This window comes from Cupriavidus basilensis (assembly GCF_000876015.1).
Lineage (GTDB): Bacteria > Pseudomonadota > Gammaproteobacteria > Burkholderiales > Burkholderiaceae > Cupriavidus > Cupriavidus basilensis_B.
In genome coordinates, this window is the sequence record NZ_BBQM01000019.1 from 155,906 (window position 1) to 179,460 (window position 23,555).

The following is a 23,555-nucleotide window of genomic DNA, read 5'->3' on the forward strand; positions in this document are numbered from 1 at the left end:
AAAAACTCTGTTGCTCCGGTTCGCCCGGTTGGTCTGTTGGAAAAACTGCCGCCGCGCGTCAGGCCGCGCCCAGGAAAAACTGGCGGGCGATGGCGATCTGCGCCGGGTCGATGAAGGTCGGCGCATGCCCCACGTCCTGCACTTCCACCGCGCTGACATTGCGCCCGCGCGACACCATCTCGGCCACGGTCTCGCGCGTGAGCAGGTCGGACTGGGCGCCGCGCACCACCAGCGTGGGCGCCTGGATGGCTTCGAACATGTGCCACAGCGCGGCCTCGCCGGCGCTTATCTGCTCGGGCGTGGTCTCGCGGAACGGCAGCGCCATCGCCGGATCGTAATGCAAGCCCCATTCCAGGCCCTCGGCGCCCTGCATCGGCTTGAGGATGGCGCCGTTGAGCTCGCGCCACTGCTCGGGCGTGTGGCGGCCGAACGAGGCGCTGATGGTCTGCAGGTAGGCCAGGCCTTCCTCGAAGGTCTTGAAGCGCACCGGCAGGCCGAGGTAGGCGCCGATGCGCTCCACCGCCGAGGCGGCCAGGCGCGGGCCCACGTCGTTGAGCAGCAGCTTGCGCACCGGCGCCTTGGGCAGGCCGGCCAGGCCCATGCCGATCAGGCCGCCCATCGAGGTGCCGAACCAGTCGACCTGCTCGACGTTGAGCCGCGCGATCAGCGTGACCATGTCGGACACGTACTGCGGCACGACGTAGCGGCGCGGGTCGGCCAGCCAGTCCGAGCGGCCGCGCCCGACCACGTCGGGGCAGACCACGCGGTACTCGCCGCACAGCGCGGCCGCCACGGTATCGAAATCGCGGCCGGTGCGCGTCAGGCCATGCACGCACATCAGGACACGGGGATTGGCGGGGTCGCCCCACTCGTGATACGCCATGCGGTGGAGCCCCGCCGGGCTGATGCACTGGACGAAGCCGAGGCGCGGACTGACTGACATCTGAACTCCCTGGCAAAGCGTTATCGAAGCGGCGCCGCCGGCTGGGCGGCACGCGGCTGGGCAAAGCTGGATTGTACGCCGCAGCAGTTACAATGCCACAGCATCCGGCTGCCACCGCCACACGCGCGCCATATGCGCGCCATATGCGCGCCGCGCACCCGCCACGCACGCGCCGCCAGGCGCGCAATCGCACAAGCCCGCGCGGGCACAGGCGGCCGCGCCACGAAGACCCGAACGCAAGGAACCGGTCATGCAAAGACGCATCTTCATCCAGACCCTGGCGGCCGGCGCCGCCGCCGCGCTCGCGCTCGGGCGCGCCCAGGCCGCGCCGGCGGCGGCCATCGAAGTCTTCAAGACGCTGACCTGCGGCTGCTGCGAAGGCTGGGTCGAGCACCTGCGCGCCAACGGCTTCGCCGTGACGGTGCGCAATGTGGACGATACGGGGCCGTACCGGGCGCGCGCCGGCATTCCGGAGCGCTTCGGCTCCTGCCACACCGGCATGATCGCGGGCTACGGCATCGAGGGACACGTGCCGGCCGCCGACATCAGGCGGCTGCTGGCCGCCAGGCCCGCCGCCGCGGGGCTGGCGGTGCCGGGCATGACGGTCGGCTCGCCGGGCATGGAGCAGGGTTCGCGCAAGGACCCGTTCGACGTCTTCCTGATCCGCCGGGACGGCGCGGCCTCGGTCTTCGCCAGCTACAACAAGCGCGGCGCATGAAGCGGAAATGGCCGCGATGCGGCCATTTGGGGTAGCGGGCGATCCTGGAACGGCGACGGCTGCCGATCTCCCCCGGCCCTCTCCCGCGTGGAAGAGGAAAGGCGACCGGCGGCATTGCCGCCGCCCGCAGTCCGGGCGTTCAGGCGGTCAGGCGGTCAGGCGGTCACAGCAGCGGCGCGCCGGTCTTGCTCTGGACCTCTTCGCGGCTCACGCCGGGCGCGGTCTCGACCAGCTTGAGGCCGGGCTCGGTCACGTCGAGCACGCCGAGGTCGGTGATGATGCGGTTGACCACGCCCACGCCGGTCAGCGGCAGGTTGCAGGCCTTGAGGATCTTGATGTCCTCGCTGCCGTCCTTCTTCTTGGCGGTGTGTTCCATCAGCACCACCACGCGGCCGACGCCGGCGACGAGGTCCATCGCGCCGCCCATGCCCTTGACCATCTTGCCCGGGATCATCCAGTTGGCCAGGTCGCCGCGCTCGCTGACCTGCATCGCGCCCAGGATGGCCAGGTTGATGTGGCCGCCGCGGATCATCGCGAACGAGTCCGCCGACGAGAAGATCGACGAGCCCGGCAGCGTGGTCACGGTCTGCTTGCCGGCGTTGATCATGTCGGGGTCGATTTCGTCCTCGGTCGGGAACGGGCCGATGCCGAGCAGGCCGTTCTCGGATTGCAGCCACACTTCCATGCCCGCCGGGACGTGGTTGGCCACCAGGGTCGGCAGGCCGATGCCCAGGTTGACGTAGAAGCCGTCCTGCAGCTCGGTCGCGGCGCGCGCCGCCATTTCCTCACGTGTCCATGCCATGATGTCGCTCCTTAGCTGGCCTGATTTTCTGAAACCCGCACGGTGCGCTGCTCGATGCGTTTCTCGGGGGTGGCGTTCACCACGATGCGCTGCACGAAGATGCCCGGCGTATGGATCTCGTCCGGGTCCAGCGTGCCGGTATCGACCAGGTGCTCGACCTCCACCACCGTGATCTTGCCCGCCATCGCGCACACCGGGTTGAAGTTGCGCGCGGTGCGGCGGAACACCAGGTTGCCCGCGCGGTCGGCCTTGTAGGCCTTGACCAGCGCCACGTCGGCGGTCAGCGCGCGTTCCATCACGTACTGGTGGCCGTCGAACTCGCGGATTTCCTTGCCCTCGGCGACGATGGTGCCCACGCCGGTCTTGGTGAAGAAAGCCGGGATGCCCGAGCCGCCGGCGCGCAGCTTCTCGGCCAGCGTGCCCTGCGGCGTGAATTCCAGCTCCAGCTCGCCGGCCAGGTACTGGCGCTCGAACTCCTTGTTCTCGCCCACGTAGGACGAGATCATCTTGCTGATCTGGCGCGTGGCCAGCAGCAGGCCGAGGCCGAAGCCGTCGACGCCGGCATTGTTGGAGATGCAGGTAAGCTGCTTGGCGCCGCTGTCGCGCAGCGCCGCGATCAGTGCCTCGGGAATGCCGCACAGACCGAATCCGCCGACCGCGATCGTCTGGCCGTCGCGGACGACGCCCGCGAGCGCCTCCGCGGCGCTGGCGTAGACCTTGTTCATCTTTATCTCCTTGCCTCGGTGATTTTCCTGTCGCTGTACGCGCCGTGCGGTGTGCCGCCGGCGAGCCACGCAGTGAAATTGTAACGGTACAATCGGGCGGACATCGCCCCGCTGCCGAACGTCCGACAGCATACGCATGTGCGGTATGCCGCGCCAATACGTAAAACTACATAAGCCAATGCCCGCCATCGACTACCAGACCGCCTTCCAGCTTGCTCCGGTCGGCCTCGTGCTGTCGCGCGAGCGCATGATCGAGGACTGCAACGACGAGGTGTGCCGCATCTTCGGCACCACGCGGCAGGCGCTGCTCGGCGAATCGTTCCAGGTACTCTACCCCACCGCCGACGAGTTCGAGCGCACCGGCGCGCGCATCGTGCCGATCATGAATGCCAGGGGGACCTATTCGGACGAGCGCATCATGAAGCGCGCCGGCGGCGAACTGTTCTGGTGCCATGTCACGGGACGCTCGCTGGACCGCTCGCAGCCGCTCGGCGCGGGCATCTGGACCTTCGAGGATTTGTCGCAGAAGCGCCCGGTCACGGCCGAGCTGACCGCGCGCGAGCGCGACATCGCCGCGCAGCTGGTGGAAGGCAGGACCAGCAAGCAGATCGGCAAGCTGCTGTCGATCAGCCCGCGCACGGTGGACATCTACCGCGCGCGGCTGATGAAGAAATACGGCGCCCACACCGCGGTGGACCTGGTGCAGCGCCTGGTCAATCACTGAGCGGCGCGGCCGCCGCCGGCGTCTACCCGATCAGCGCGCGGATCGCGTCCGGCACCGGCACCGATTTCTCCGCCTCGTAGTCGCACCACACCACCTTGGCGCCGCCCTCGGCGTAGACCACCTCGGGCTGGTCGGCGCGGCGGATCTCCAGGCGGGTCTCGAAGCTGGTGCGGCCCAGCCCGCCGGCGGACATGCGGCATTCGATGTCGCCGGGATAGCGCAACTGCCGGATGAAGGTCATGTGCGCGTTGATGATGACCGGGCCGTGGCCGGCGGCGTCCTTGCCGCCGTGCCCGAGCGACTCGAACCAGGCGATGCGCGCCTGCTCCAGGTAGCGGAAATAGACCGTGTTGTTGACATGGCCCATCGCGTCCATGTCGCCCCACCGGATGGGCATGCGCAGCGTGAATACGGGTTTCATGGGCGCTAGCCTATCATTCGCCGCGCGCTCGTTCCATCCACCCGCCCTCCGCCTTCCCGCCCCCCGCCGCTCTCCGGCCTCAGCCGTCGCTCAGGCGCGTATGCGTGGGCAGTTCGAACGGCGTGTCGGGCGGCAGGTAGGCCGCCGCGCTGGGACGCGGCCAGCCGTCGAAGGCGCCGTCCCCGGGCGCTTCGTCGCCGGTGTCCTCGGCCACATCCCCGGCCGGCCGGAAGTCGCCGCGGCTGGCGATCAGCCGCGGCGGCGCCGGCCGCGCCGGGCGGGCAGCGGCCACGGCAGGTTTTTCGACGCCAGCCGCCGCGGGCCGCGGCGAGGCGTCGGCAAACGCGGGAACCGCCGGAGACGCCGCCGCGACCGCGGCGGGCATGCTCTGCGGCACCGCGACCGGCTCGCTCCGGGTCGCCTCGGCAAGATGGACCGCCGGGGCGGCCGGCGGCGCGGCTTGCTCCACCACGGCCGTCGCCGTCACGGCCGGCGCGTGCGCCACGGTGGCCGCCGGCGGCCCGTTGCCGCGCAGGGCGATGCTGGCGAGCCAGAGCGCCAGCATCGCCACACCGCCGCCCAGCAGCCCGGTCACGAGGCTGCGCTGCCGCGCCCGGCGCAGCGAGCGCGCCTGGCCGGGGCCGATGGTGGCGAGATGGCGCTTGACCGCGGCGGCGCGCATCGCGTCGAGCGATTCGCGCACGTCGAAGCTCGTGCCCCACGGCGGCGGCACGGCCGCGTCGGCCGGCAGCGGCGGCAGGCCGGTGGCGACATCGACCGGACCGGCACCGCCGCCGGCACGGCGGCGGGAACCGGAATTGGAATTGAGACTGGAAACGGATCTGGACACGGCTCACCCCCGAGGCGCAATGGACGCGGCGGCGCCGGCCCGTCCGGGCGCCATCGGTCAGCGCAGGATCATAGGCGCGCGGCGGCGGCCTGCGACTCGGACGGAACGGATTCTGGCGTGGGAAAAATCGGCAAATGCCGCCGGCACGCGCGGCCGGGGCAAGCGCAACGCGGTGCCGGGCAGGATCGGGCGGGAAAGGCACTCGCGGCACTCGCGGCGCCAGCGGCGCCGGTGCATGCGGGGACGGCCCGGATCATGCCGGAGCCGCCGATGGCCAGCCGCTCAGCGGCGCGGACGGCTGCCCTGCGCGGGCGTGGCGAGGCCGGAATCGGCCAGCGAGGACTCCATGCGGCGGATCTGCTGCTGCAGCTGGTCCAGGCGGATGCGCGAGGCGCGGCTTTCGACCTCGGCGCTCTGCACCTCGGCATGCGCGGACTGCTGTTCCTCGGCGATGCGCTGGCGCTGGGCCTGCATCACGCGCAGGTCTTCGTTGAGCGCGTTGGCGCGCGCCTCGGTGTCCTGCAGCGCCTTGTCATACGCGCGTTTCTGCGACGCCAGCACCTGGCGCCGGATGTCGTCGCCGGCCCAAACGGCGCTCTGCCGCGTGACCTGGCGGTAGGCCTGCTCGGCCGGGACGATCGACTCGAAGCGGAACACGCGCCACAGGTTCTTCTGGTAGAACAGCGCCACGTAGCAGACCACCTGGTCGTCGGCCAGCATCAGCGTGGTGCCGTAGTCGCCGTTGTAGCTCGTGCGCAGCTCGCGCACGGTCCGGTCGCGCAGGCGCTGCTGCAGTTCGGCCACCAGCCCCAGCGAGGCGGGCGACGCCTGCGGGCTGCCGGCCGGGGCCGCGCTCAGCGGCGCCGGCGCTGCCGCCACCGGCACCGGATCGGCGGCAGCCAGCGCGCCAGCGGCGCACAGCGACGACGTCAGGCCGATCAGGCAGGCAAGCAAAGGGGCGCGGCGGGAATTGTTCAGCATAGCGTTCCGGCAGGGACAGAGCGAGGATTCGGGTTATCGGCAAGCCACGGCGGCATGGCCACGGCGGCGTCTCAAGTCTGCGGGGCGCCGCCGCGGCCGCAATGATGCGCCACGCGCACACGGCCAACGGCGGATTGTAACAAGCATGCCCTGGCATGCCTATTAACGGTCGCGTTTTGTCACCCTTGATAGCAGTTGCGGTATCAATCATGCAACAAAAGGAGAGTAAACCGCGCCGCCGCGGCGGCGCGTCCCCCTCCGGCGCCCGTCGATTCAGCGCTTGGCGATCGACGCCTCGGCCTTGGTCACGAGATCGGCGCCGATCTGCTTCTTCCACTTGTCGTAGACCTTGGCGGTGGCCTTGCGGAAGGCGTCGTGCTCGGCCGGCGTCAGTTGCGTCACCTTCACGCCGTGGGCCTCCATCTCCTTCCAGGCCGGCGCGCCGGCCTCGACCAGCCCCTTGCGGGCCAGCGCGGTTTCCTGCTTGCCGGCGTCGATGGCGGCCTGGCGCACGATCTCGCGGTCGGCCGGGGTCCAGCTTTCCCAGATCTGCTTGTTGACCACGAAGATCAGCGGATCGGCGACGTAGCCCCAGGCGGTGACGAACTTCTGGCCCACGGTGTACAGCTTGGCGGCGGCGAACACCGACTGCGGGTTCTCCTGGCCGTCCACCGCGCCCGAGGCCATCGCCGGCTGCGCGTCGGCCCAGCTCATCTGCGTGGGGTTGGCGCCCAGCGCGTTGAAGGTCTCGATGTACAGCGGCGAGCCCACCACGCGCAACTTCAGGCCCTTGAGGTCTTCCGGCTTGCGGATCTCGTGCTTGGAATTGGAGACCTCGCGGAAACCGTTCTCGCCCCACGCCAGCGGCACCACGCCGGACTTGTCCAGCGTGGCGAAGATCGACTTGCCGACCTCGCCCTGGGTGAGCGCGTCCAGCGCCTTGTAGTCGGGCATCAGGAACGGCAGCGAGAACAGATTCAGCTCCTTGACCTGCGGCGACCAGTTGATGGTCGAGCCCACCGCCATGTCGATCACGCCCTGGCGGATCGCCGAGAACTCGCGGGTCTGGTCGCCGGCCACCAGCGAGGTGCCCGGATACAGCTTGATGTTGATGCGGCCACTGGTGCGCTGCTTCACCAGATCGGCCCAGATCTCGCCGCCCTTGCCCCACGGGAACGCGGGGCCGAGCACCAGCGACATCTTGTATTCGGACTTGTAGCTCTGCGCCTGGGCGCCGGCCGGCGCGAGGGCGGCGGCGGCGATGGTGGCAGCCAGCGACAGCATCAGGGCACGACGTTTCATCGGTTCTCTCCTCTCGGGATGTGTTGTGTGTTGTTCTGTTGCCGGCGGCACAGGGACAGCATCGCCCTCTTCCGCCGGCTTGCGGCCCGGGCCGGTTCAGCCCGGTTCAGCCTGGTTCGGATCAGTAGCCGAGCCGGTCCGGCAGCCACGTCGCCAGCGGCGGGTAGGCCAGCACCATCAGCATGGCGACGAACATCGCCAGCAGCATCCAGACCACCCACGGCACGGTCTCTTCCATGCGCACGCGCGCGATCCGGCACGACACCATCAGGTTCACCGCCAGCGGCGGCGTGAACTGCCCCAGCGCCACCTTGAGCGTGAGCACCACGCCGAACCACACCGGGTTCCAGTGGAACGCGTTGGCGATCGGCAGCAGCAGCGGCACGAAGATCAGGAAGATCGAGATGCCGTCGAGGAACATGCCCACCGTCATCAGCAGCGCCACGATCAGCGCCAGCACGCCGTACTCGCCCAGGCCCGAATGCGCGATCGCGTTGGCCAGCGGGTCGATTACGCCGAGCGTGGACAGCGCGTAGGCGAAGATGCCGGCCAGCGCCACCACCAGCAGGATCACCGCGGAAGTCTCCGCCGCTTCCTGGAAGATCACGAACAGGTCGCGCATGCCGATGCTGCGGTAGATCACCATGCCGACGAACAGGCCGTACACCACCGCCACCACGGCGGCCTCGGTCGGCGTGAACCAGCCCGCGCGCATGCCGCCCAGGATCAGGAACGGCGCCACCAGCCCCCAGGCCGCCTCGCGCAGGCTCTTCCAGAACGGCGGGCGCGGCAGCGCGGCCTCGATGGCGCCCATGTTGTGCTTGCGCGCCAGCCACACCGCCGGCACGATCAGCGCCACGCCGGCCAGGATGCCGGGAATCATGCCGGCGGCGAACAGCGCCGGCACCGACGCGCCGGGCACCAGCACGCTGTAGATGATGAACGCCACCGAAGGCGGGATCAGAATGTCCGTGGCCGCCGCCGCGCCGACGACCGCGGCGCTGTACGCGCCCGGATAGCCCGCGCGCGACATCGCCGCGATCATCACGCCGCCCACCGCGGCCGCGTTGGCCGGGCCGGAGCCGGAGATGCCGCCCAGGAACATCGCCACCAGGATGGCCACCAGCGGCAGCATGCCGGGCCCGCGCCCGACGATGGCGATGGCGAACGTGACCAGCCGCTGCGCCACGCCGGAGCGGTCGAAGATCGAGCCGACCAGCACGAACATCGGGATCGCCAGCAGCGGATACTTGGCCAGGCCGGCGTAGAAGTTCTGCGGCACGGCCAGCAGGCCGAACATCTGCGTGTCGAGGTTGGACAGGCCGATCGCCACCAGGCCGCCCAGGCCCAGCGACACGCCGATCGGCACGCCGAGCATCATCAGCCCGAGGAACACCACGAACAGGGTAATGGCGACCAGCGTCATGGCGCGGCCTCCGTCTTCGCCGCGCCCGTGCGCCCGGCATGCAGCGCCTTGAGCGCGCGCAGGTTGCGCGCCACCAGCCCGAAGGCGCGCAGCGCGATGCCCGCCGACAGCACCGGCAGCCACACCGAATACCACCAGCTCGGGATGCCGATGCCGGGCGAGGTCTCGCCGAACGTGTATTCGTCCCATGCCACGCGCGCGCCCAGCACCGCCAGCGCGATGAACATCGCCGCCACCATCAGCGCCGAGAACACCGCCAGGCGCCGCTGCCGGGCCTCGCTGCCGCGCTCGAAGAAGAACTCGATGCGGATGTTGCGGTCGCGCGCCACCGCCGCGCTGCCGGCCACCAGCGCCAGCACGATCATCAGGAAGACCGAGAATTCCTCGGTCCAGGCGAACGATTCGTCGGTGAAATAGCGGACCACGACGTTGGCGAAGGTGATGCACACCAGCAGCACCATCACGATCACGCCAATCCAGTCCTCGATGCGCGGCGACACCCTGAAACCGCCGTCCGCGCTGTCCACGTTCTCCACAAGCTGGCTGGCGCCAGCCTCGCCGGGCACGGCCGCGGCGTGTTGCGGGCCGGCATCGCGCCGCCCCTCCTGGTCTGCTTGCATCTCCCCGGCCTCCGGTCCGGTCCGCCCGGCACGCCGGCCGCTCGCGGATTTTCTTTGAATTATGTAAAGACTTAATCTCAAGACATGGCGGATTATGCCAAGTCTGCGCACGGCGGGGGAATTTTTACGCCTGCCCTACGCCTGCCTGCGGTGCCGGGCGGGCAGCCAGACCCCGCGCGCTTCACGCCCAAGGGGACCGGATCAGCCCTGGGCCGGGGGAAACGCGCGCCCCGCCCGCGCTTGTGGCGCGGCGCGGGGCCGGCATCGCCGGTTGCGGGCGGACCGATGCCGCCCGTGCCCGCTCACACCATGCCGTCGTCGGCGGTGATCACCGCGCCGTTGATGAACTGCGACTGGTCGGACGCCAGCAGCAGCAGCAGGCCGTCGAGATCCTCGGGCTTGCCCACGCGCTTGCGCGGCAGCATCTGGATCAGCTTCTGGCCGGCATCGGTATCCCAGTGATGGTGGTTGATGTCGGTGTCGATGTAGCCCGGGCAGATCGCGTTGACGTTGATGCCGTGGCGCGCCCATTCGAGCGCCATCGCCTTGGTCATGTGCACCACCGCGGCCTTGCTCATGCAGTACACGCCGATCTGCGACAGCACCTTGAGCCCCGCCACCGAGGCGATGTTGACGATGCGCGACTGCGGCAGCGGATTGCCGTTCTTCTCCGAGCCCTTGGCGCGCGCGATCATGCGCTTGGCCACTTCCTGCGCCACGAAAAACGCGCCGCGCGTGTTGGTGTCGAAGACGAAATCGAAATCCTCGGGCGCCACCTCGGTCAGCTTCTGCGTGGTGGACACGCCCGAGTTGTTGACCAGGATATCGATCGCGCCGGCCTCGGTCTCGGCATGCGCCACCGCGGCGCGGATGCTGGCGGGATCGGTCACGTCGAGCCGCACCACGTGGGCGCTGCCGCCGTCGGCCTCGATCGCGGCGCGCAGCTCCTTGAGCCGCTCGGTGCGCCGCGACGCCAGTATCACCTTGGCGCCAGCGGCCGCCAGGACGTGGGCAAAGCGCGTGCCCAGGCCGCTCGACGCGCCCGTCACCAGCGCGACCTTGCCTTCCAGATTGATCGACAAACCCATAATGCCCTCTGTATTCGGAGCCCCGTCCGCCGTCTGCCATGGTCCGCGCCGGCGGGCGCTCCTAGCGAAAACTGCCCGGCCAAAACGGAAGGCAGCATATCAAAAAAAGAACGGTCGTTCCAAAAAATGTCTTGCCTGACCATGGCGAGTCCCGGACAATGCCGAAGATTCTAAGAACTCGGGCCACAAAGGGAAAGAGGAAAAACACGCAGGCCGCCGCCATCTCGTGCGCGCGCCGCCGCGTCCGTCCGCTTTCCCTGTCGCCTTCCTGCCGCTTTGCCGCCGCTTCGTGCACGGCTTGCCCGGCCCGGCCCGAGGCATTCCCCGAATCACAGAACCACGCATTTCCCACAATTGCGCGCAAGTTGCCAAGAATAGAGGGTTAGAGACAATGAATCAGCAGCAGCTCCTGGAGCAGTTCGGTCCCCGCGAGGCCATGGAATACGACGTTGTCATCGTCGGCGGCGGCCCCGCCGGCCTGGCAACCGCCATCCGCCTGAAGCAGCTCGCCCAGGAGAAAGGCAACGACGTCAACGTCTGCGTGCTGGAAAAGGGCTCCGAGCCCGGCGCGCACATCCTGTCCGGCGCCATCATGGACCCGCGCGCGCTCGACGAACTGTTCCCCGACTGGAAAGCGCTGGGCGCGCCGCTGAACCAGCCCGTGACCGAGGACAAGTTCCTGTTCCTCGACGAAACCGGCGCCAAGGGCGCCCCGCTGCTGCCGGAATGCTTCCTCAACCACGGCTGCTACATTCTCAGCCTGTCGAACTTCGTGCGCTGGCTCGGCCAGCAGGCCGAGGCGCTCGGCGTCGAGATCTTCCCCGGCTTCCCGGCCGCCGAGGTGCTCTACAACGAGGACGGCTCGGTCAAGGGCGTGGCCACCGGCAACATGGGCATCGACAAGGAAGGCGAGCCCACCGACAACTTCCAGCTCGGCATGGAGCTGCACGCCAAGTACACCATCTTCGCAGAGGGATCGCGCGGGCACCTGGGCAAGCAGTTGATCGCCAGGTACAAGCTCGACGACGGCAAGGATCCGCAAAGCTACGGTATCGGCCTCAAGGAACTGTGGGAAATCGACCCGGCCAAGCATCAGCCCGGCCTGGTCGTCCATGCGGCCGGCTGGCCGCTGGACCCCGATACCTACGGTGGCGCCTTCCTTTACCACATGGAAGACAACAAAGTAGCCATCGGCTACGTAGTGGGCCTGGATTACGCCAACCCTTGGCTGTCGCCGTTCGAGGAGTTCCAGCGTTTCAAGACGCATCCGGAGATCCGCAAGTATTTCGAAGGCGGCAAGCGCATCGGCTACGGCGCGCGCGCGATCACCGCCGGCGGCCTGCTGTCGCTGCCCAAGACCGTGTTCCCGGGCGGCGCGCTGGTCGGCTGCGACGCCGGCTATCTGAATTGCTCGCGCATCAAGGGCAGCCACGCCGCCATCAAGACCGGCATGCTGGCCGCCGAAGCGGCCTACGACGCGCTGCAAGCGGGACGCCAAGGCGATGAACTGACCGCTTATCCGGTCGCATTCGAAAACAGCTGGCTGCACAAGGAACTGCTGCAATCGAAGAACTTCAAGCAGTGGTTCAAGAAAGGCCGTACCGTTGCCACGCTGATGACCGGCATCGAGCAATGGCTGCTGCCCAAGCTCGGCATCCGCAACCCGCCGTGGACCATCCACCGCACCAAGCCGGACCACGTCTACCTCAAGCCGGCCGCCGAGTGCCAGCAGATCGCCTATCCCAAGCCGGACGGCAAGCTGACCTTCGACCGCCTGTCCTCGGTGTTCATCAGCAACACCAACCACGAGGAAAACCAGCCGGCCCACCTGACGCTCAAGGACGCCAGCGTGCCGGTCAGCGTCAACTGGGACAAGTACGCCGGCCCCGAAAGCCGCTACTGCCCGGCCGGCGTGTACGAGTTCGTCAAGAACGACGACGGCAAGGAACGCCTGCAGATCAACGCGCAGAACTGCGTGCACTGCAAGACCTGCGACATCAAGGACCCCACGCAGAACATCGTGTGGGTGACGCCGGAAGGCGGCGGCGGCCCCAACTACGTGGGCATGTAAGCGTCCGGCGCGATGCGCGCAGCGGGCATCCGGGTCGCTCCCGGATGCCCGCTTTGTTTTTGCGCTACTCGATCTTCGCGCCCGACGCCTTCACCACGCCCTGCCAGCGCGCGTACTCGGAGCGGATGAACGCGCCATAGGCTTGCGCCGTGCCGCCGAGCACGTCGACGCCCTGCTCCGCCAGCACCTTGCGCACCGGCGCGCTGGCCAGCACCGCGTTGATCGCCTGGTTGAGCCTGGCGATCACCGGCGCGGGCGTCCCGGCCGGGGCGACGATGCCCTGCCACGCGGTCGAGGAAAAATCGGTGGACAGCGCCTCGGCCACCGTGGGCACGTCCGGCAGCGTGGCCGCGCGGGCGCGCGAAGTCACCGCCAGCGCCTTGAGCCGGCCGTCGCGGATGTAGGGCAAGGCGGTGTTCAGCGTGGTCGTCATGAACTGCGTCTGCCCCGCAAGCAGGTCGACCAGCGCCGGCGCCGTGCCCTTGTAGGGCACGTGGATGGCCTTCAGCTGCCACATCGACGTGAGCTGCGCCGACGACAGATGCTCGATGGCGCCCGTGCCCGACGAGCCGTAGTTGAAATGGTCCGGCTGGCTCTTGATCAGCTGCATCAGCTCCTTGAGCGAATTCACCCGCACCTTGGGATTCACCATCAGCACCAGCGGCATCTCGGCGGTCAGCGCCACCGGCGCGAGGTCGCGCACCGGGTCGTACCCCACGCGCGCGTAGACCCACGGCGCGATGGTGATCGACGAGGTGTTGTAGAGCACCGTGTAGCCGTCCGGCACGGCCTTGGCGACCGTTTCGGCGGCGATGTTGGCGCCGGCGCCGGGCCGGTTCTCCACCACGATCGCCTGGCCGAGCTTGTCGCCGAGCGCCTGCCCGATGACGCGCGCGACGATGTCGGTCGGGCCGCCGGGCGCGAAGCCCACGATCATGCGGATCGGCTTGTTGGGATAGTCGCCCGGCTGGGCGCCCGCGAGGCCGGGCCATAGCGCCGCCGCCGCGCAGGCGAGCGCCGCCAGCCCCGCGCGCAAGGCTTGCTGGTTCATTGTTGTCTCCGTCGTTGTTATGGGAATGCGTGTCTGCGGGATGCGCGGGATGCGCGCCGCGCTACACGGTCGCCACCGGCGTCACCGGCGAGCCCACCGCGCCCGGCAGGTACAGCGGCGGCGCGGTCAGCAGGAACGCCGAGCGCCCGCGCGCCTGCAGCCAGTCCGCCAGATCGGCCAGCCACCACAGCTCGGCCAGCGGCACGCCCAGCTTGAACAGGCAATGCTGGTGCAGCGGCAGCGCGGGCCGCTGCCCGAGCGTGCTCTCCTGCGCGGGCAGTCCCTCCACCGCGTAGTTGTCCGCGCAGATCGCGGCCACGCCGCTGTCCGTGATCCATTGCAGCAGCGCGTCGTCGCGCCCGTCGAGCACGCTCGCGGTGCGGTCGAGCACCTCGATGTCCGGCTCGCGGTTCATGCCGACCAGCACCTCGGTGAAGCCGGTGCGCAGCACCAGCATGTCGCCGGGCGTGACCGTGATGCGGTCGGCGTCCAGCACGCGCATCAGGTCCTGGTAGCCCACGTAGCGGCGCTCCAGGCCGAAGTGCTTCTTGAGATCGACCAGCACCGCCCTGCCCTGGATCGCCTTGCGCGCCATGTTGGCCACGCCGAGCGCGTGCGCGCCGTACGGGCCGTCGACGTCCACGTCGCCGTCGGGACGGTAGTCACGCGGGCCCACCACGTGCTCGTTGGCGCGATAGCCGTTGTAGTAGACCTTCTCCTTCACGCCGTTGCCCATCGCGTCGAAGAACGCGCCGACGTGGGCGAACGAGTCCCACTGCGTGGAGTACTGCAGCGCGAGCGTGACCTGGTCGTCGCTGAGCACGTCGGTGTTGCGCCCGTCGAGGCGCGCCAGCGGAAAGTTCAGGCACGGGCAGCCGTCCTGCAGCGTCGGCGACAGCCGCGGCGGATGGCGGCGCGGGTTCAGCACCGCGCCGCCGGGAAAATCGAGCGGCAGGCTCAGGCAGAACGACAGCCCCTCCGTGACCTCGCCGATGCCGGCCTTGAGCTTTGCCGGCGTCAGCAGGTTCAGCCGCCCCAGTTGGTCGTCCTCGCCGAAATCCCCCCATGTCGAGCCCTCGGGCCGACGTTTCCATCGCGTTGCCATTCCACTGTCCCCTATGTCGTTTTCGTGTGGCCGGCGTGCGGGCGGCGACATGCCGCCCGTGCCAAAACCGCTTCCGAATTCTAATCCCACACCTTACAATGTCAACCTGCTGATTAATTATTCAACCTGTTGAATTTATAGAGACCTGGAGACGAATGTGATTTCACGCCTGATGCGCCTCGCCGACGAGCGGCCCGACACCCCGTTCCTGCTGTTCGAAGACCAGCAGTGGAGCTTTGGCGCCGTGGCCGGCGTCGCGCGGCGCGGCGCCACCTGGCTCGACCAGCTCGGCGTGCAGCCGGGCGACCGCGTGGTGCTGGCGATCGGCAACCGGCCGCTGTTCCTGTTCGCGTGGTTCGCGCTGCTCGCGCGCGGCGCCGTGGCGGTGCCGGTCAGCCACGACATGTTCGGCGAGCCGCTGCGCTACGTGGTGCGGCAGAGCGAATCCCGCTTCCTGCTGTGCGAGGCCGGCGAGCGCGCGCGCTTCGAGGAAGACACCCGCGACTGCGCCGTCGGCGTGCTCGCCTTCGCCGACGAGGCCGCGTTCCTCGCCGCCACCGATGCCTGCGCGCCGGCGCCCGTCGCCGGCATGGCGGCCGCCGCGCCCGCCGCCATCCTCTATACCTCCGGCACCACCGGCCAGCCCAAGGGCGTGGTGATCCCGAACCGCTCGTACCTCGCCGCCGGCGAAAAGGTCACGCAGGCGATCGGCATCACGCAGGACGACCGCATCCTCACCTTCCTGCCGCTGCACCACGCCAACCCGCAGATGTACTCGGTCATGTCCGCGCTGACGGTGGGCTGCAGCATCGCCATCGTGGCGAAATTCTCGGCATCGCGGTTCCTGCAGCAGGCCGCGCGGTACCAGGCCACCGGCTTCACCTACGTCGGCACCGTGCTCAGCATCCTGGCCAAGGAATGGAGCGAGCCGGTGCGCAGCAGCCTGCGCTGGTGCGTGGGCGGCGGCGCGCCGCGCGCGGTGTGGGAACGCCTCGACGGCCTGCTGCCGGTGACGGTGCACGAGCTGTACGGCATGACCGAGACCGGCGGGCTCGTCACCATCAACGCGGGCGGGCGCTATCGCTTCGGCTCCGTGGGCGCCGCCCGCGACGACTTCGACGTGGCGGTGCTCGGCGACGACGACCGCGTGCTGCCGCCGGGGCGCACCGGCGAGATCGCGGTGCGCCCGCGCGAGCCGTTCGTGATGACCACCGGCTATTTCCGCAAACCCGAGGAAACGCTCGCCGCGCTCGGCAACCTGTGGTTCCACACAGGCGACCTCGGCCGCTTCGACGACGACGGCTTCCTCTATTTCGAAGGCCGCAAGAAGGAACTGATCCGCCGCGGCGGCGAGATGATCTCGCCGGTGGAGATCGAGCTCGCCGCGCTCAGGTTCGCCCACGTCGCCGACTGCGCGGCGGTGGGCGTGGCCGACGAGATCCTCGAGGAAGAGGTCAAGCTCGTGGTGGTGCGCCGCGACGGCTTCGATGCCGCCGAGCTGCTGTCGCACCTGCGCGGCGCGCTGCCGCGCCACATGGTGCCGCGCTATCTCGACTTCGTCGCCGAGATCCCCAAGACGCCGACGCAGAAGGTGCAGCGCTTCCGCCTGCCGAAGAACTCCGCGGCGACCATCGACCTCAAGGCCGCGGGTTGAGGTCAAGGCAGCGGGCTAACAAGCGCTATCATTCCGCCATCCCATTTCCGCCATATACGCCCATGACCGTACCCGCAGCCGGCCGCACCCTCGACATCATCGAAATCTTCGCGCGCGAGCGCCGCCCGATGTCGGTGTCGACGATCGCCAAGGCTACCGACATGCCGCTTTCGAGCTGCCACGGCCTGGTCAAGACGCTCGAGTCCCGCGGCTACCTGATGGAGAGCAAGACCCAGGGCGGGTACTACATGACCCGCCTGCTCGGCCACCTGGTGCGCGCGATCGAGGAATTCGACCCGCTGCCGGGCTGGATCGTGCCGGGCCTGGCGGAGATGCGCGACCAGTGCCTGGAGACGGTGGTGCTGGCCAAGCTGACCGGCGACAACGCCTCCTACGTCGAAGTGCTGGAGAGCGAGCAGAGCATCCGCTTCATCGTGCGCGTGGGCGACACGCGCCCGCTCTATGCCAGCGCGGTCGGCAAGGCGCTGCTCGGCGCCATGCCCGACGACGAGCGCGACGCGATGATCGACGGCATCGCCTTCACCCGGCGCGGCAAGAAATCGATCACCTCGCGCGCGGCGCTGCTCAAGGATCTCGAAACCAGCCGCGCGCGCGGCTGGTACATGACCGCCGGCGAATACTTCGACGACGTGAGCGCCGTCGCCGACGCCATGCGCATCGGCAAGGAATACTACGCGGTGGCCATCGCCGGCCCGTCGGCGCGCATCGAGGCGGCGCTGGACAAGCACGTCAAGCTGATCACGGCATTCACCCGGAACTGGCGCGCGTCGTTCGATACCCGGGGCGGCTGAGGCGCCCCCGCGCCTGCCTCCGAGGGAGAAGCAGGCTGGCGGCATCGCGCCGCCATTGCTTCGGACCCATTGCCCGGACCTTACTTGATCATCACTCGGCGGACGCCGGCGCCACCTCGCGGCTGCCGCCCAGATCCGTCCCCCGCGTCTCGGGCAGCAGCGTCGCCGCGATCAGCACCAGCACGTAGGCGCCGCCCGCGAACGCGCCGATCGCCGCCGCCAGGCCGATGCGCTCGCTCAGATGCCCCACCAGCGTCGGGAACAGCGCGCCCACGGCACGGCCGAAGCTGTAGGCGAAGCCCTGCCCGCTGGCCCGCACCGAGGCCGGGAACAGCTCGGTCAGGAACGAGCCGAGCCCACTGTAGATGCCCGACGCGGCAAACCCCAGCGGAAAGCCCAGCACCAGCATCTGGCCGTTGGTGATGTCGTACTGGCTGTAGAACCAGATCGACAGCCCGGACAGCACCGTGAACACGTAGAGGTTGGCGCGCCGGCCCCACCAGTCGGTCAGGTAGGCGCCGACGATGTAGCCGGCGAACGAGCCCACGATCACCACCATCAGGTAGCCGCCCGTGTCGAGCACGGACAGGTGGTACTTGGTCCGCAGGAACGTCGGCAGCCAGATCGTGATCGCGTAGTAGCCGCCCTGCACGCCGGTGCACAGCAGCGAGGTCAGCAGCGTGGTGCGCAGCAGCGCCGGCGAGAAGATGCGGTGGAACGGCACCGACTCCCCGCGCGCCGCGGCCAGCGCGCGCGCGTTGGCCGACACGCGCGGCTCCGGCACGTGCTTGCGGATGTAGAACACCAGCAGCGCCGGCAGGATGCCGATCCAGAACAGGATGCGCCACGCCAGCGCCTCCGGCACCAGCGAGTAGACCACCGTATAGGCGATGGCCGAGATGCCCCAGCCCACCGCCCACGCGCTCTGCACCGTGCCCACCGCCTTGCCGCGGTGCTCGCCGCGCACGATCTCGCCCATCAGCACCGAGCCCACCGCCCACTCGCCGCCGAAGCCCAGGCCCTGCAGCGCGCGCAGCACGAACGCCTGCTCGAAGTTCTGCGCGAAGCCGAGCAGCAAGGTGCACACGGAGAACCACAGGATCGTCCACTGCATCACGCGCACGCGGCCGTAGCGGTCCGCCAGGATGCCGGCGACCCAGCCGCCCAGCGCCGACACCAGCAGCGTGACGGTGCCCAGCATGCCGGCCTGGGTGCGGTCGATGTGCCAGAGCGACATGAACGTGCCGAGCACGAACGTAAACATCATGAAATCCACGCCGTCCAGCGCCCATCCGCCGAACGCCGCCACAAAGGTGCGCCGTTCGTCCTTGCCGAGTTCTCGGTACCACTTCATCGTTGTCTCCGGTCTTTCTTGTGAATTCTTCTGTCTTCTGGATTGCGCGCGGTGCCACGCCGGGCGCTTGCGCCAATTCTACGACCGGCCTGTATAATGTCAACCAGACGAATATAGTTTCAACATACTGAATACACAGAGAACAAGTACAGGAGGCAACGATGCAGGAAAACCGCAACAAGCTGTGGCAGGACATGGTCGAGCCGGCCTTCGTCGACGCGCTGCGCGCGCTGGTCGCGGCGCATGTCGAACCGAACGCCGCCGCCATCGACGCGCAGGACGTCTACCCCGTGGCGGAGATCCGCGCGCTGGCGCGCGCGGGCTACAACAGCATCTGCCTGCCGGCCGAGTTCGGCGGGCGCGGCAGCTACCGGCACGCGCTGGCGGTGTTCGAGGAGGTGTCCTACGCCAGCGCGGCGGTCGGCATCAGTCTGATCACGATCCTGCAGGCGCAGACCATCCTGCACCTGTTCGGCAACGAAGCGCTCCGCCGGCGCTACCTGCCGCGCTTCGCCGAGGGGCTGATCTCGGCCTACGCGCTGACGGAGGCCAACCACGGCAGCGACATCCGCTCGCTCGACACCAAGGCGCGCCGCGTCGGCGACGAATGGCTGCTCACCGGCGAGAAATCGTTCATCACCTCGGGGTCCGCCGCCGAGTTCTTCATCATCCTGGCGCAGACCGAGACCGGCGTGTCGGCGTTCGCGCTGCCGGGCGACACCCGCGGGCTGTCCACCTACGTCGGCGCGAATTCGGCCACCTTCGGCCTGCGCAACGGCCCGCACGTGAACCTCGTGCTCGACGGCTGCCGCCTGCCGCTCGACCATCTCATCGGCACCGAAGGCAAGGGCGTGCGCGCGGCCGTGACCACGCTCAACTATTCGCGCACGATGGCCGCCGGCATCAGCCTCGGCATCGCCCGCGCCGCGTTCGACAAATCGCTCGCGCACGCGCGCCAGCGCAAGGTGTTCGACAGCACCGTGTTCGACAAGCAGGGCATCCAGTGGTATTTCGCCGACATGCTCACCCGCATCGACGCGGCGCGGCTGCTGACCTACCGCGCCGCGCAGGCGCTCGACACCGGCGCGGACGTGCCGCGCCTGTCGAGCGAGGCCAAGCTGATGGCCGCCGCGCTGGCCACCGAGGTGGCCGGCACCGCGATCCAGATCTGCGGCGCCTACGGCGTGATGGAAAACTCGCCCTACGGCCGCTACCTGCGCGACGCCAAGGCGTACGAGATCGCCGGTGGCGCGTCGGAGATCCTGCGCAACACGATCGGCAAGGCCCTGATGGAATACTGACGCGGGACGGCGCGCGCATGCGCGGCGGCGCGTTGCCGCCGCCGCGTCACGGCGCGGCCGGCTGGTCCTGGCCCGCGCGGTCGTACACCTTGCCGTATACCGTGTCGCGCACGTAGGCGCGCAGGGCCTCGCCGGGGTCGGCGAACGACTGCGCCCGCAGCCGTTCCAGCTGCTGCTGCCGGTCGGCGTCCGCGAGGCCGGGGAACTGCTCGACCTGCGCGCGCTGGCGGGCATAGTCGCGGTAGCGGTCCTGCCACGACTGGTCGGCCTGCGCCTGCTGCTGGTAGCGCTGCGCGACCTCGGCGCCGTGGGACTGCGCCAGCGCCGCGGCGATGTCCTGCGCGCTGCGCCCCTCGGCCTGCAGCCTGCCGATGGTCTCGCCGATCTGCTGCGGGCGGGCGCTGTCGGCGCGCACCGCGCGGGCGTCATCGGGCAGCCGGCTGTCGAGCGCGGCCAGCCGCTGCCGGCGCTGCGCCGCGTCGAGGCCGGGCTGCGCGGCCACCTCCAGCCGCTCGAGCATGGCCGCGTCGTAGGCCTCCTCCGCGTCGAACCAGATCGCCGCCACGTCGGGCAGATGGCGCTGGCGCGCGGCGCGGCGCGCGTCCCACAACCGGCGCAACCGGGCCACCTGGACCGCCGACAGCGCGTCGGCATCGTCGCCCGGCTGTCCCTGGCCCGCGTCCGCCGCGCCGGCATGGACCTCGGCGAGATAACCGCGATAGCGCTGCCACAGCTGCCATGCCTGCGTCGCGGCCGGCTCGGGCACGCGTGCGCGGATGTCGGCGCGCACGAGCGCATCGAGCGCGCCGGCGTCGCCGGCATCGTGGGCGGCGGACAGGAAATAGTCGAAATAGCCGCGCAGGGCGCGGCTTGCGTGCAGGTTGCCGCGCGCGTCCGCCGCCAGGCCCGCGGGCACGTCCACGCCGGCCAGCGACGGCAACTGCGCCGGCACGCCGGCCGCCGCGCCGGATGCGGACATGGCATCGGGCGGCCCGCCCGGCGCCACGCCGGCGGCCACCGGCGCGGCGGCCGGCACCTGTGCCGGCGGCATCGTCATCCAGTAGATGGCGCCGCCCAGCGCGCAGCCGGGCAGCGCCATCCACCACCAGCCCGGCCAGCGCCGCTCAAAGGCGCGCATTGCGCAGGCGGTTGGCGTGGTTGAGGATGACCACGCGCGGATCGGCGTCCTGGTAGAGGCCGGCAAGCTGGTTCACCTCGTCCAGGTGATTCCAGTAGTAGCCGGTCGCCAGCACCTGGCCCCACTTGCTGCTGCAGACCGACACCATGCCGTCGTTGGGGCCGGCGCCCTTCAGACTCATCAGGCCGGCGGCGCCGGCCATCAGCGCCGTGGTGGGGTCGAGCAGGTTGGAGCGCAGCAGGCTGACCGGGCCGCCGCGCCCGGTCCACGAATACGCGGCCTGCGCGTGGCTGACAAGGTTGCCGGCGGCATCGCGCGCCTGTCGCATCTCGACCGGCGCGCCGGGCGTGGCGCAGTCCGGGCCCAGCGCCGAGGGCGTGCCCGGCTTGAGCGTGGCATTCAGGCGCGCGTTCTGCGCGGCCACCCCGGCGGTGGTCAGGTTCCTGAGCGCGGCCAGCGCGTTCTGGTCCAGCTTCACGCCATTGCTCACGCCCTGGAACCAGCCGATCGCGTCGGCCACGCCCTGGATCACGCCGACCAGCAGCGGGCCGGCCAGCGGGATGCGGTTGATGCCGTTGACGACGTCGAGCACCAGGTCCGCCAGCTCGCTGCCGCGGTGCGGGCTGCCGATGGTGGTCACTGAAGCCACGTCCTGCGGCGACATCGCGGCCAGCATGCGCGAGGTCGGCCCGCCCTGGCTGTGCCCGATCAGGTTGACCTTGTCCGCGCCGCTGTCGAGCTTGACGCCGCGCACGTAGGCCTGCAGCGCCAGCGCGCGCTCCTCGTCGCTGTTGAAGGCCGGCACGGTGGCCACGTACACCCGCGCGCCGTTGGCCCGCAGAAGCTGGGGAATGCCGTACCAGTAGTCCAGCACGCCGCCCATGCGGGCCGCGCCGGTCAGGCCGTGGACCAGCACGATGGGGTAGCGGGTCCGGGCGTAATTGGCGTTGACGTTGGCGTTGGCGTCGGCCGCCGCCATTCCGGGCCACGCCGCCGCCACGGCGGCCAGCAGCACGCCGGCCTTGCACGCGGCGCGCATCCTTGCCCGCGTCCACGCCGGCGCGGCCGGCATGGCAGTCTCTGTTGCGCCGCAGCGCTTGCCTTGATCCATCTTGTCTCCTCGACGACAGGGTTGTTCCCTTGTTTTTCCCTTCTTTGTTCTTGTCGGGTAGGAGAGTAAAGACGGCGGCCCGGCCCAGGCAAGCCGGCGCGCTAGCAGGATTCCTCCAAACGGGGTGGCGCGAGGCGCCGCGTCAGCCCGGCACCGGCATGCTGGCGCTGGTCAGCAACTGCTCGTAGATATAGCACTGCAACAGCGTCAGCTCGCGCTCGCCCAGCAGGTCGAACGCCACGCCGAACACCGGAAAGCCGGAGGCGGCGGAAATCGGCGTCGCGCTGCGCGCCACGCCGTCGACCATGATCTCGCTGTCCAGCGCCGCGGTGCGCAGGTGAAAGCACAGCCGCACCGGCGTGCCCGGCGCGGGCACCGCGTCCGCGGTCTCGATCTGCGCGCCGCCGGTGCTCAGGTCCGTCAGCATCACCAGGCGCGACGGCTGGCGCCCGCGCGGCGGCTGGGCGCCCTCGCCAGCCTCGCCGCCGGCGGCGTGGGCGGCAGCCCCCTCGCCCGCGCCGGCCGGGTCCACCAGGTACGCGGCCAGCCGGGTCGGCACCCGGGTCGCCTTGCGCACCGGCAACTGCTGCATCTGCGCCGGTGCGGACAGCACCAGGTAGCGGAACGGGCTGCGGCACACCGCGGTCACGGTGCATTCGAAGCTGAGGATGGCGTGGCCGGAAAAGCCGCGCAGCAGCACGGTCTCGCCCGCCTGCAACTGGAGTTCCTTGCCGCCGAGCTGGGGCCAGGTCACGAACATGCCCTGGTCGACGAAGCCGATCAGCCGGCTGGCCGCCGCGCGCCCGACGTGGCCCTGGTTCTTGATCTGCAGCAGCGTGCCGACCTGCAGGCCGAACGGCCCGGGGCTGGCCTGGCGCTCGTTCTCGGCGGCGTCGCCCGGCTCGCTGTCGGGGCGGCACACGACGCCGTGGCGGAACACCAGCGCGACGTCGCGGTCCTCGGGGATCACGCTGCCGCTGCCGAGCACGAGGTTTCCGCTTTCGTCCAGCAAGGACCAGGGCAAGGGCTGGCCAACCGGGAGATCGTCAGGAGTAAGTGCAATCATGGGAAGCAGCGGTGGATGCCCGACGGCGGGCATGGTGGATCGAACGGCGGCCGGACCTGACGCAGGTCCGCGGGCCGCCACCTGGCGGGGCACCCGGCACGCAATGTCGCCGCCCGGGCCCGCCGGACGCGCCGGCCACGAGGTCCCGGGTGGATGGCGCGTCTCATCAGACTTGCTATCGGCCTCCCGCGAAAAACCTTGAGCGCCGCGTTGCGGGATGGCCATCGCGCGCCTTCCCACGCCTTGACGCCGCCCGCCTTTCCCCCGAAAATGCCGAAAAGCTGTCTGACAG

22 protein-coding genes are annotated in these 23,555 nt (G+C 69.7%); 6 read left to right on the forward strand and 16 right to left on the reverse strand.

What is annotated here, in order from left to right:
• Positions 1 to 58: 58 nt before the first annotated feature.
• The gene (locus KF708C_RS21010; protein WP_059413124.1) at positions 59 to 943 is read right to left on the reverse strand and encodes an alpha/beta fold hydrolase; all 885 of its coding nucleotides are present in this window, start codon (positions 941 to 943) and stop codon (positions 59 to 61) included.
• Positions 944 to 1,193: 250 nt separating this feature from the next.
• On the opposite strand from KF708C_RS21010, the gene KF708C_RS21015 reads away from it, so the two are divergent.
• Complete coding sequence (locus tag KF708C_RS21015; RefSeq protein ID WP_059413125.1) at positions 1,194 to 1,661, forward strand: DUF411 domain-containing protein; 468 nt, start codon at positions 1,194 to 1,196, stop codon at positions 1,659 to 1,661.
• Between the two features lie 163 nt (positions 1,662 to 1,824).
• On the opposite strand, the gene KF708C_RS21020 is transcribed toward KF708C_RS21015, so the two are convergent.
• Together KF708C_RS21020 and KF708C_RS21025 are read right to left on the reverse strand one after the other, a co-directional pair.
• On the reverse strand, positions 1,825 to 2,463 hold the full coding sequence (locus tag KF708C_RS21020; RefSeq protein WP_059413126.1) for a CoA transferase subunit B: 639 nt from the start codon (positions 2,461 to 2,463) through the stop codon (positions 1,825 to 1,827).
• Between the two features lie 11 nt (positions 2,464 to 2,474).
• Positions 2,475 to 3,188: a CoA transferase subunit A gene (locus KF708C_RS21025; protein WP_020202602.1), complete on the reverse strand. Its 714-nt coding sequence runs from the start codon at positions 3,186 to 3,188 to the stop codon at positions 2,475 to 2,477.
• A 178-nt stretch (positions 3,189 to 3,366) separates the two neighbouring features.
• On the opposite strand from KF708C_RS21025, the gene KF708C_RS21030 reads away from it, so the two are divergent.
• Positions 3,367 to 3,912, forward strand: coding sequence for a PAS and helix-turn-helix domain-containing protein (locus tag KF708C_RS21030; RefSeq protein WP_020202601.1), 546 nt, complete (start codon positions 3,367 to 3,369; stop codon positions 3,910 to 3,912).
• Between the two features lie 22 nt (positions 3,913 to 3,934).
• On the opposite strand, the gene KF708C_RS21035 is transcribed toward KF708C_RS21030, so the two are convergent.
• The 7 genes from KF708C_RS21035 to KF708C_RS21065 all read right to left on the reverse strand — a co-directional run bounded on the left by KF708C_RS21035 (position 3,935) and on the right by KF708C_RS21065 (position 10,600).
• On the reverse strand, positions 3,935 to 4,333 hold the full coding sequence (locus tag KF708C_RS21035) for an acyl-CoA thioesterase (protein WP_059413127.1): 399 nt from the start codon (positions 4,331 to 4,333) through the stop codon (positions 3,935 to 3,937).
• Positions 4,334 to 4,412: 79 nt separating this feature from the next.
• The gene (locus KF708C_RS21040) at positions 4,413 to 5,183 is read right to left on the reverse strand and encodes a hypothetical protein (protein ID WP_059413128.1); all 771 of its coding nucleotides are present in this window, start codon (positions 5,181 to 5,183) and stop codon (positions 4,413 to 4,415) included.
• A 282-nt stretch (positions 5,184 to 5,465) separates the two neighbouring features.
• Positions 5,466 to 6,164 carry a DUF2968 domain-containing protein gene (locus tag KF708C_RS21045; RefSeq protein ID WP_059413129.1) on the reverse strand — a complete coding sequence of 233 codons (699 nt, stop codon included), beginning with the start codon at positions 6,162 to 6,164 and terminating at the stop codon, positions 5,466 to 5,468.
• A 273-nt stretch (positions 6,165 to 6,437) separates the two neighbouring features.
• Positions 6,438 to 7,466, reverse strand: a complete 1,029-nt coding sequence (locus KF708C_RS21050) for a DctP family TRAP transporter solute-binding subunit (protein ID WP_029043513.1) — start codon at positions 7,464 to 7,466, stop codon at positions 6,438 to 6,440.
• A gap of 121 nt (positions 7,467 to 7,587) precedes the next feature.
• Positions 7,588 to 8,892 (reverse strand): TRAP transporter large permease, encoded by a 1,305-nt coding sequence (locus tag KF708C_RS21055; protein WP_020202597.1) that lies wholly within the window; start codon positions 8,890 to 8,892, stop codon positions 7,588 to 7,590.
• Positions 8,889 to 9,512, reverse strand: a complete 624-nt coding sequence (locus tag KF708C_RS21060; protein WP_059413130.1) for a TRAP transporter small permease — start codon at positions 9,510 to 9,512, stop codon at positions 8,889 to 8,891. Before KF708C_RS21060 ends, KF708C_RS21055 begins: the two co-directional genes overlap by 4 nt.
• A 302-nt stretch (positions 9,513 to 9,814) precedes the next feature.
• Positions 9,815 to 10,600, reverse strand: coding sequence for an SDR family oxidoreductase (locus KF708C_RS21065; RefSeq protein ID WP_029043511.1), 786 nt, complete (start codon positions 10,598 to 10,600; stop codon positions 9,815 to 9,817).
• A 391-nt stretch (positions 10,601 to 10,991) separates the two neighbouring features.
• On the opposite strand from KF708C_RS21065, the gene KF708C_RS21070 reads away from it, so the two are divergent.
• A complete protein-coding gene (locus KF708C_RS21070; RefSeq protein ID WP_020202594.1) occupies positions 10,992 to 12,671 on the forward strand; it encodes an electron transfer flavoprotein-ubiquinone oxidoreductase in 1,680 nt (559 codons plus the stop codon).
• Between the two features lie 64 nt (positions 12,672 to 12,735).
• Here KF708C_RS21070 and KF708C_RS21075 read toward each other — a convergent pair whose 3' ends face one another.
• Both KF708C_RS21075 and KF708C_RS21080 read right to left on the reverse strand, forming a co-directional pair.
• Positions 12,736 to 13,722, reverse strand: a complete 987-nt coding sequence (locus KF708C_RS21075; RefSeq protein WP_059413131.1) for a Bug family tripartite tricarboxylate transporter substrate binding protein — start codon at positions 13,720 to 13,722, stop codon at positions 12,736 to 12,738.
• 61 nt (positions 13,723 to 13,783) lie between these two features.
• Entirely contained in the window at positions 13,784 to 14,827 is a 1,044-nt protein-coding gene (locus KF708C_RS21080) for a cyclase family protein (RefSeq protein WP_020202592.1), read from the reverse strand.
• A 157-nt stretch (positions 14,828 to 14,984) separates the two neighbouring features.
• Here KF708C_RS21080 and KF708C_RS21085 point away from each other — a divergent pair, with 157 nt between their 5' ends.
• Entirely contained in the window at positions 14,985 to 16,481 is a 1,497-nt protein-coding gene (locus tag KF708C_RS21085; protein WP_156173896.1) for a class I adenylate-forming enzyme family protein, read from the forward strand.
• Between the two features lie 62 nt (positions 16,482 to 16,543).
• A complete protein-coding gene (locus KF708C_RS21090) occupies positions 16,544 to 17,293 on the forward strand; it encodes an IclR family transcriptional regulator (protein ID WP_020202590.1) in 750 nt (249 codons plus the stop codon).
• 91 nt (positions 17,294 to 17,384) lie between these two features.
• Here the strand turns inward: KF708C_RS21090 and KF708C_RS21095 are convergent, their stop codons facing one another.
• Entirely contained in the window at positions 17,385 to 18,647 is a 1,263-nt protein-coding gene (locus KF708C_RS21095; protein ID WP_059413132.1) for an MFS transporter, read from the reverse strand.
• 161 nt (positions 18,648 to 18,808) lie between these two features.
• On the opposite strand from KF708C_RS21095, the gene KF708C_RS21100 reads away from it, so the two are divergent.
• Complete coding sequence (locus tag KF708C_RS21100; RefSeq protein WP_059413133.1) at positions 18,809 to 19,948, forward strand: acyl-CoA dehydrogenase family protein; 1,140 nt, start codon at positions 18,809 to 18,811, stop codon at positions 19,946 to 19,948.
• 46 nt (positions 19,949 to 19,994) lie between these two features.
• Here the strand turns inward: KF708C_RS21100 and KF708C_RS21105 are convergent, their stop codons facing one another.
• The 3 genes from KF708C_RS21105 to KF708C_RS21115 form a co-directional block, all read right to left on the reverse strand.
• Positions 19,995 to 21,086 carry a lipase secretion chaperone gene (locus tag KF708C_RS21105; RefSeq protein WP_231586544.1) on the reverse strand — a complete coding sequence of 364 codons (1,092 nt, stop codon included), beginning with the start codon at positions 21,084 to 21,086 and terminating at the stop codon, positions 19,995 to 19,997.
• Complete coding sequence (locus KF708C_RS21110; RefSeq protein WP_082079660.1) at positions 21,073 to 22,158, reverse strand: esterase/lipase family protein; 1,086 nt, start codon at positions 22,156 to 22,158, stop codon at positions 21,073 to 21,075. The genes KF708C_RS21105 and KF708C_RS21110 overlap by 14 nt, the downstream gene beginning before the upstream one ends.
• A 181-nt stretch (positions 22,159 to 22,339) precedes the next feature.
• Positions 22,340 to 23,263, reverse strand: a complete 924-nt coding sequence (locus KF708C_RS21115) for a flagellar brake protein (RefSeq protein WP_029043510.1) — start codon at positions 23,261 to 23,263, stop codon at positions 22,340 to 22,342.
• Positions 23,264 to 23,555: the final 292 nt, after the last annotated feature.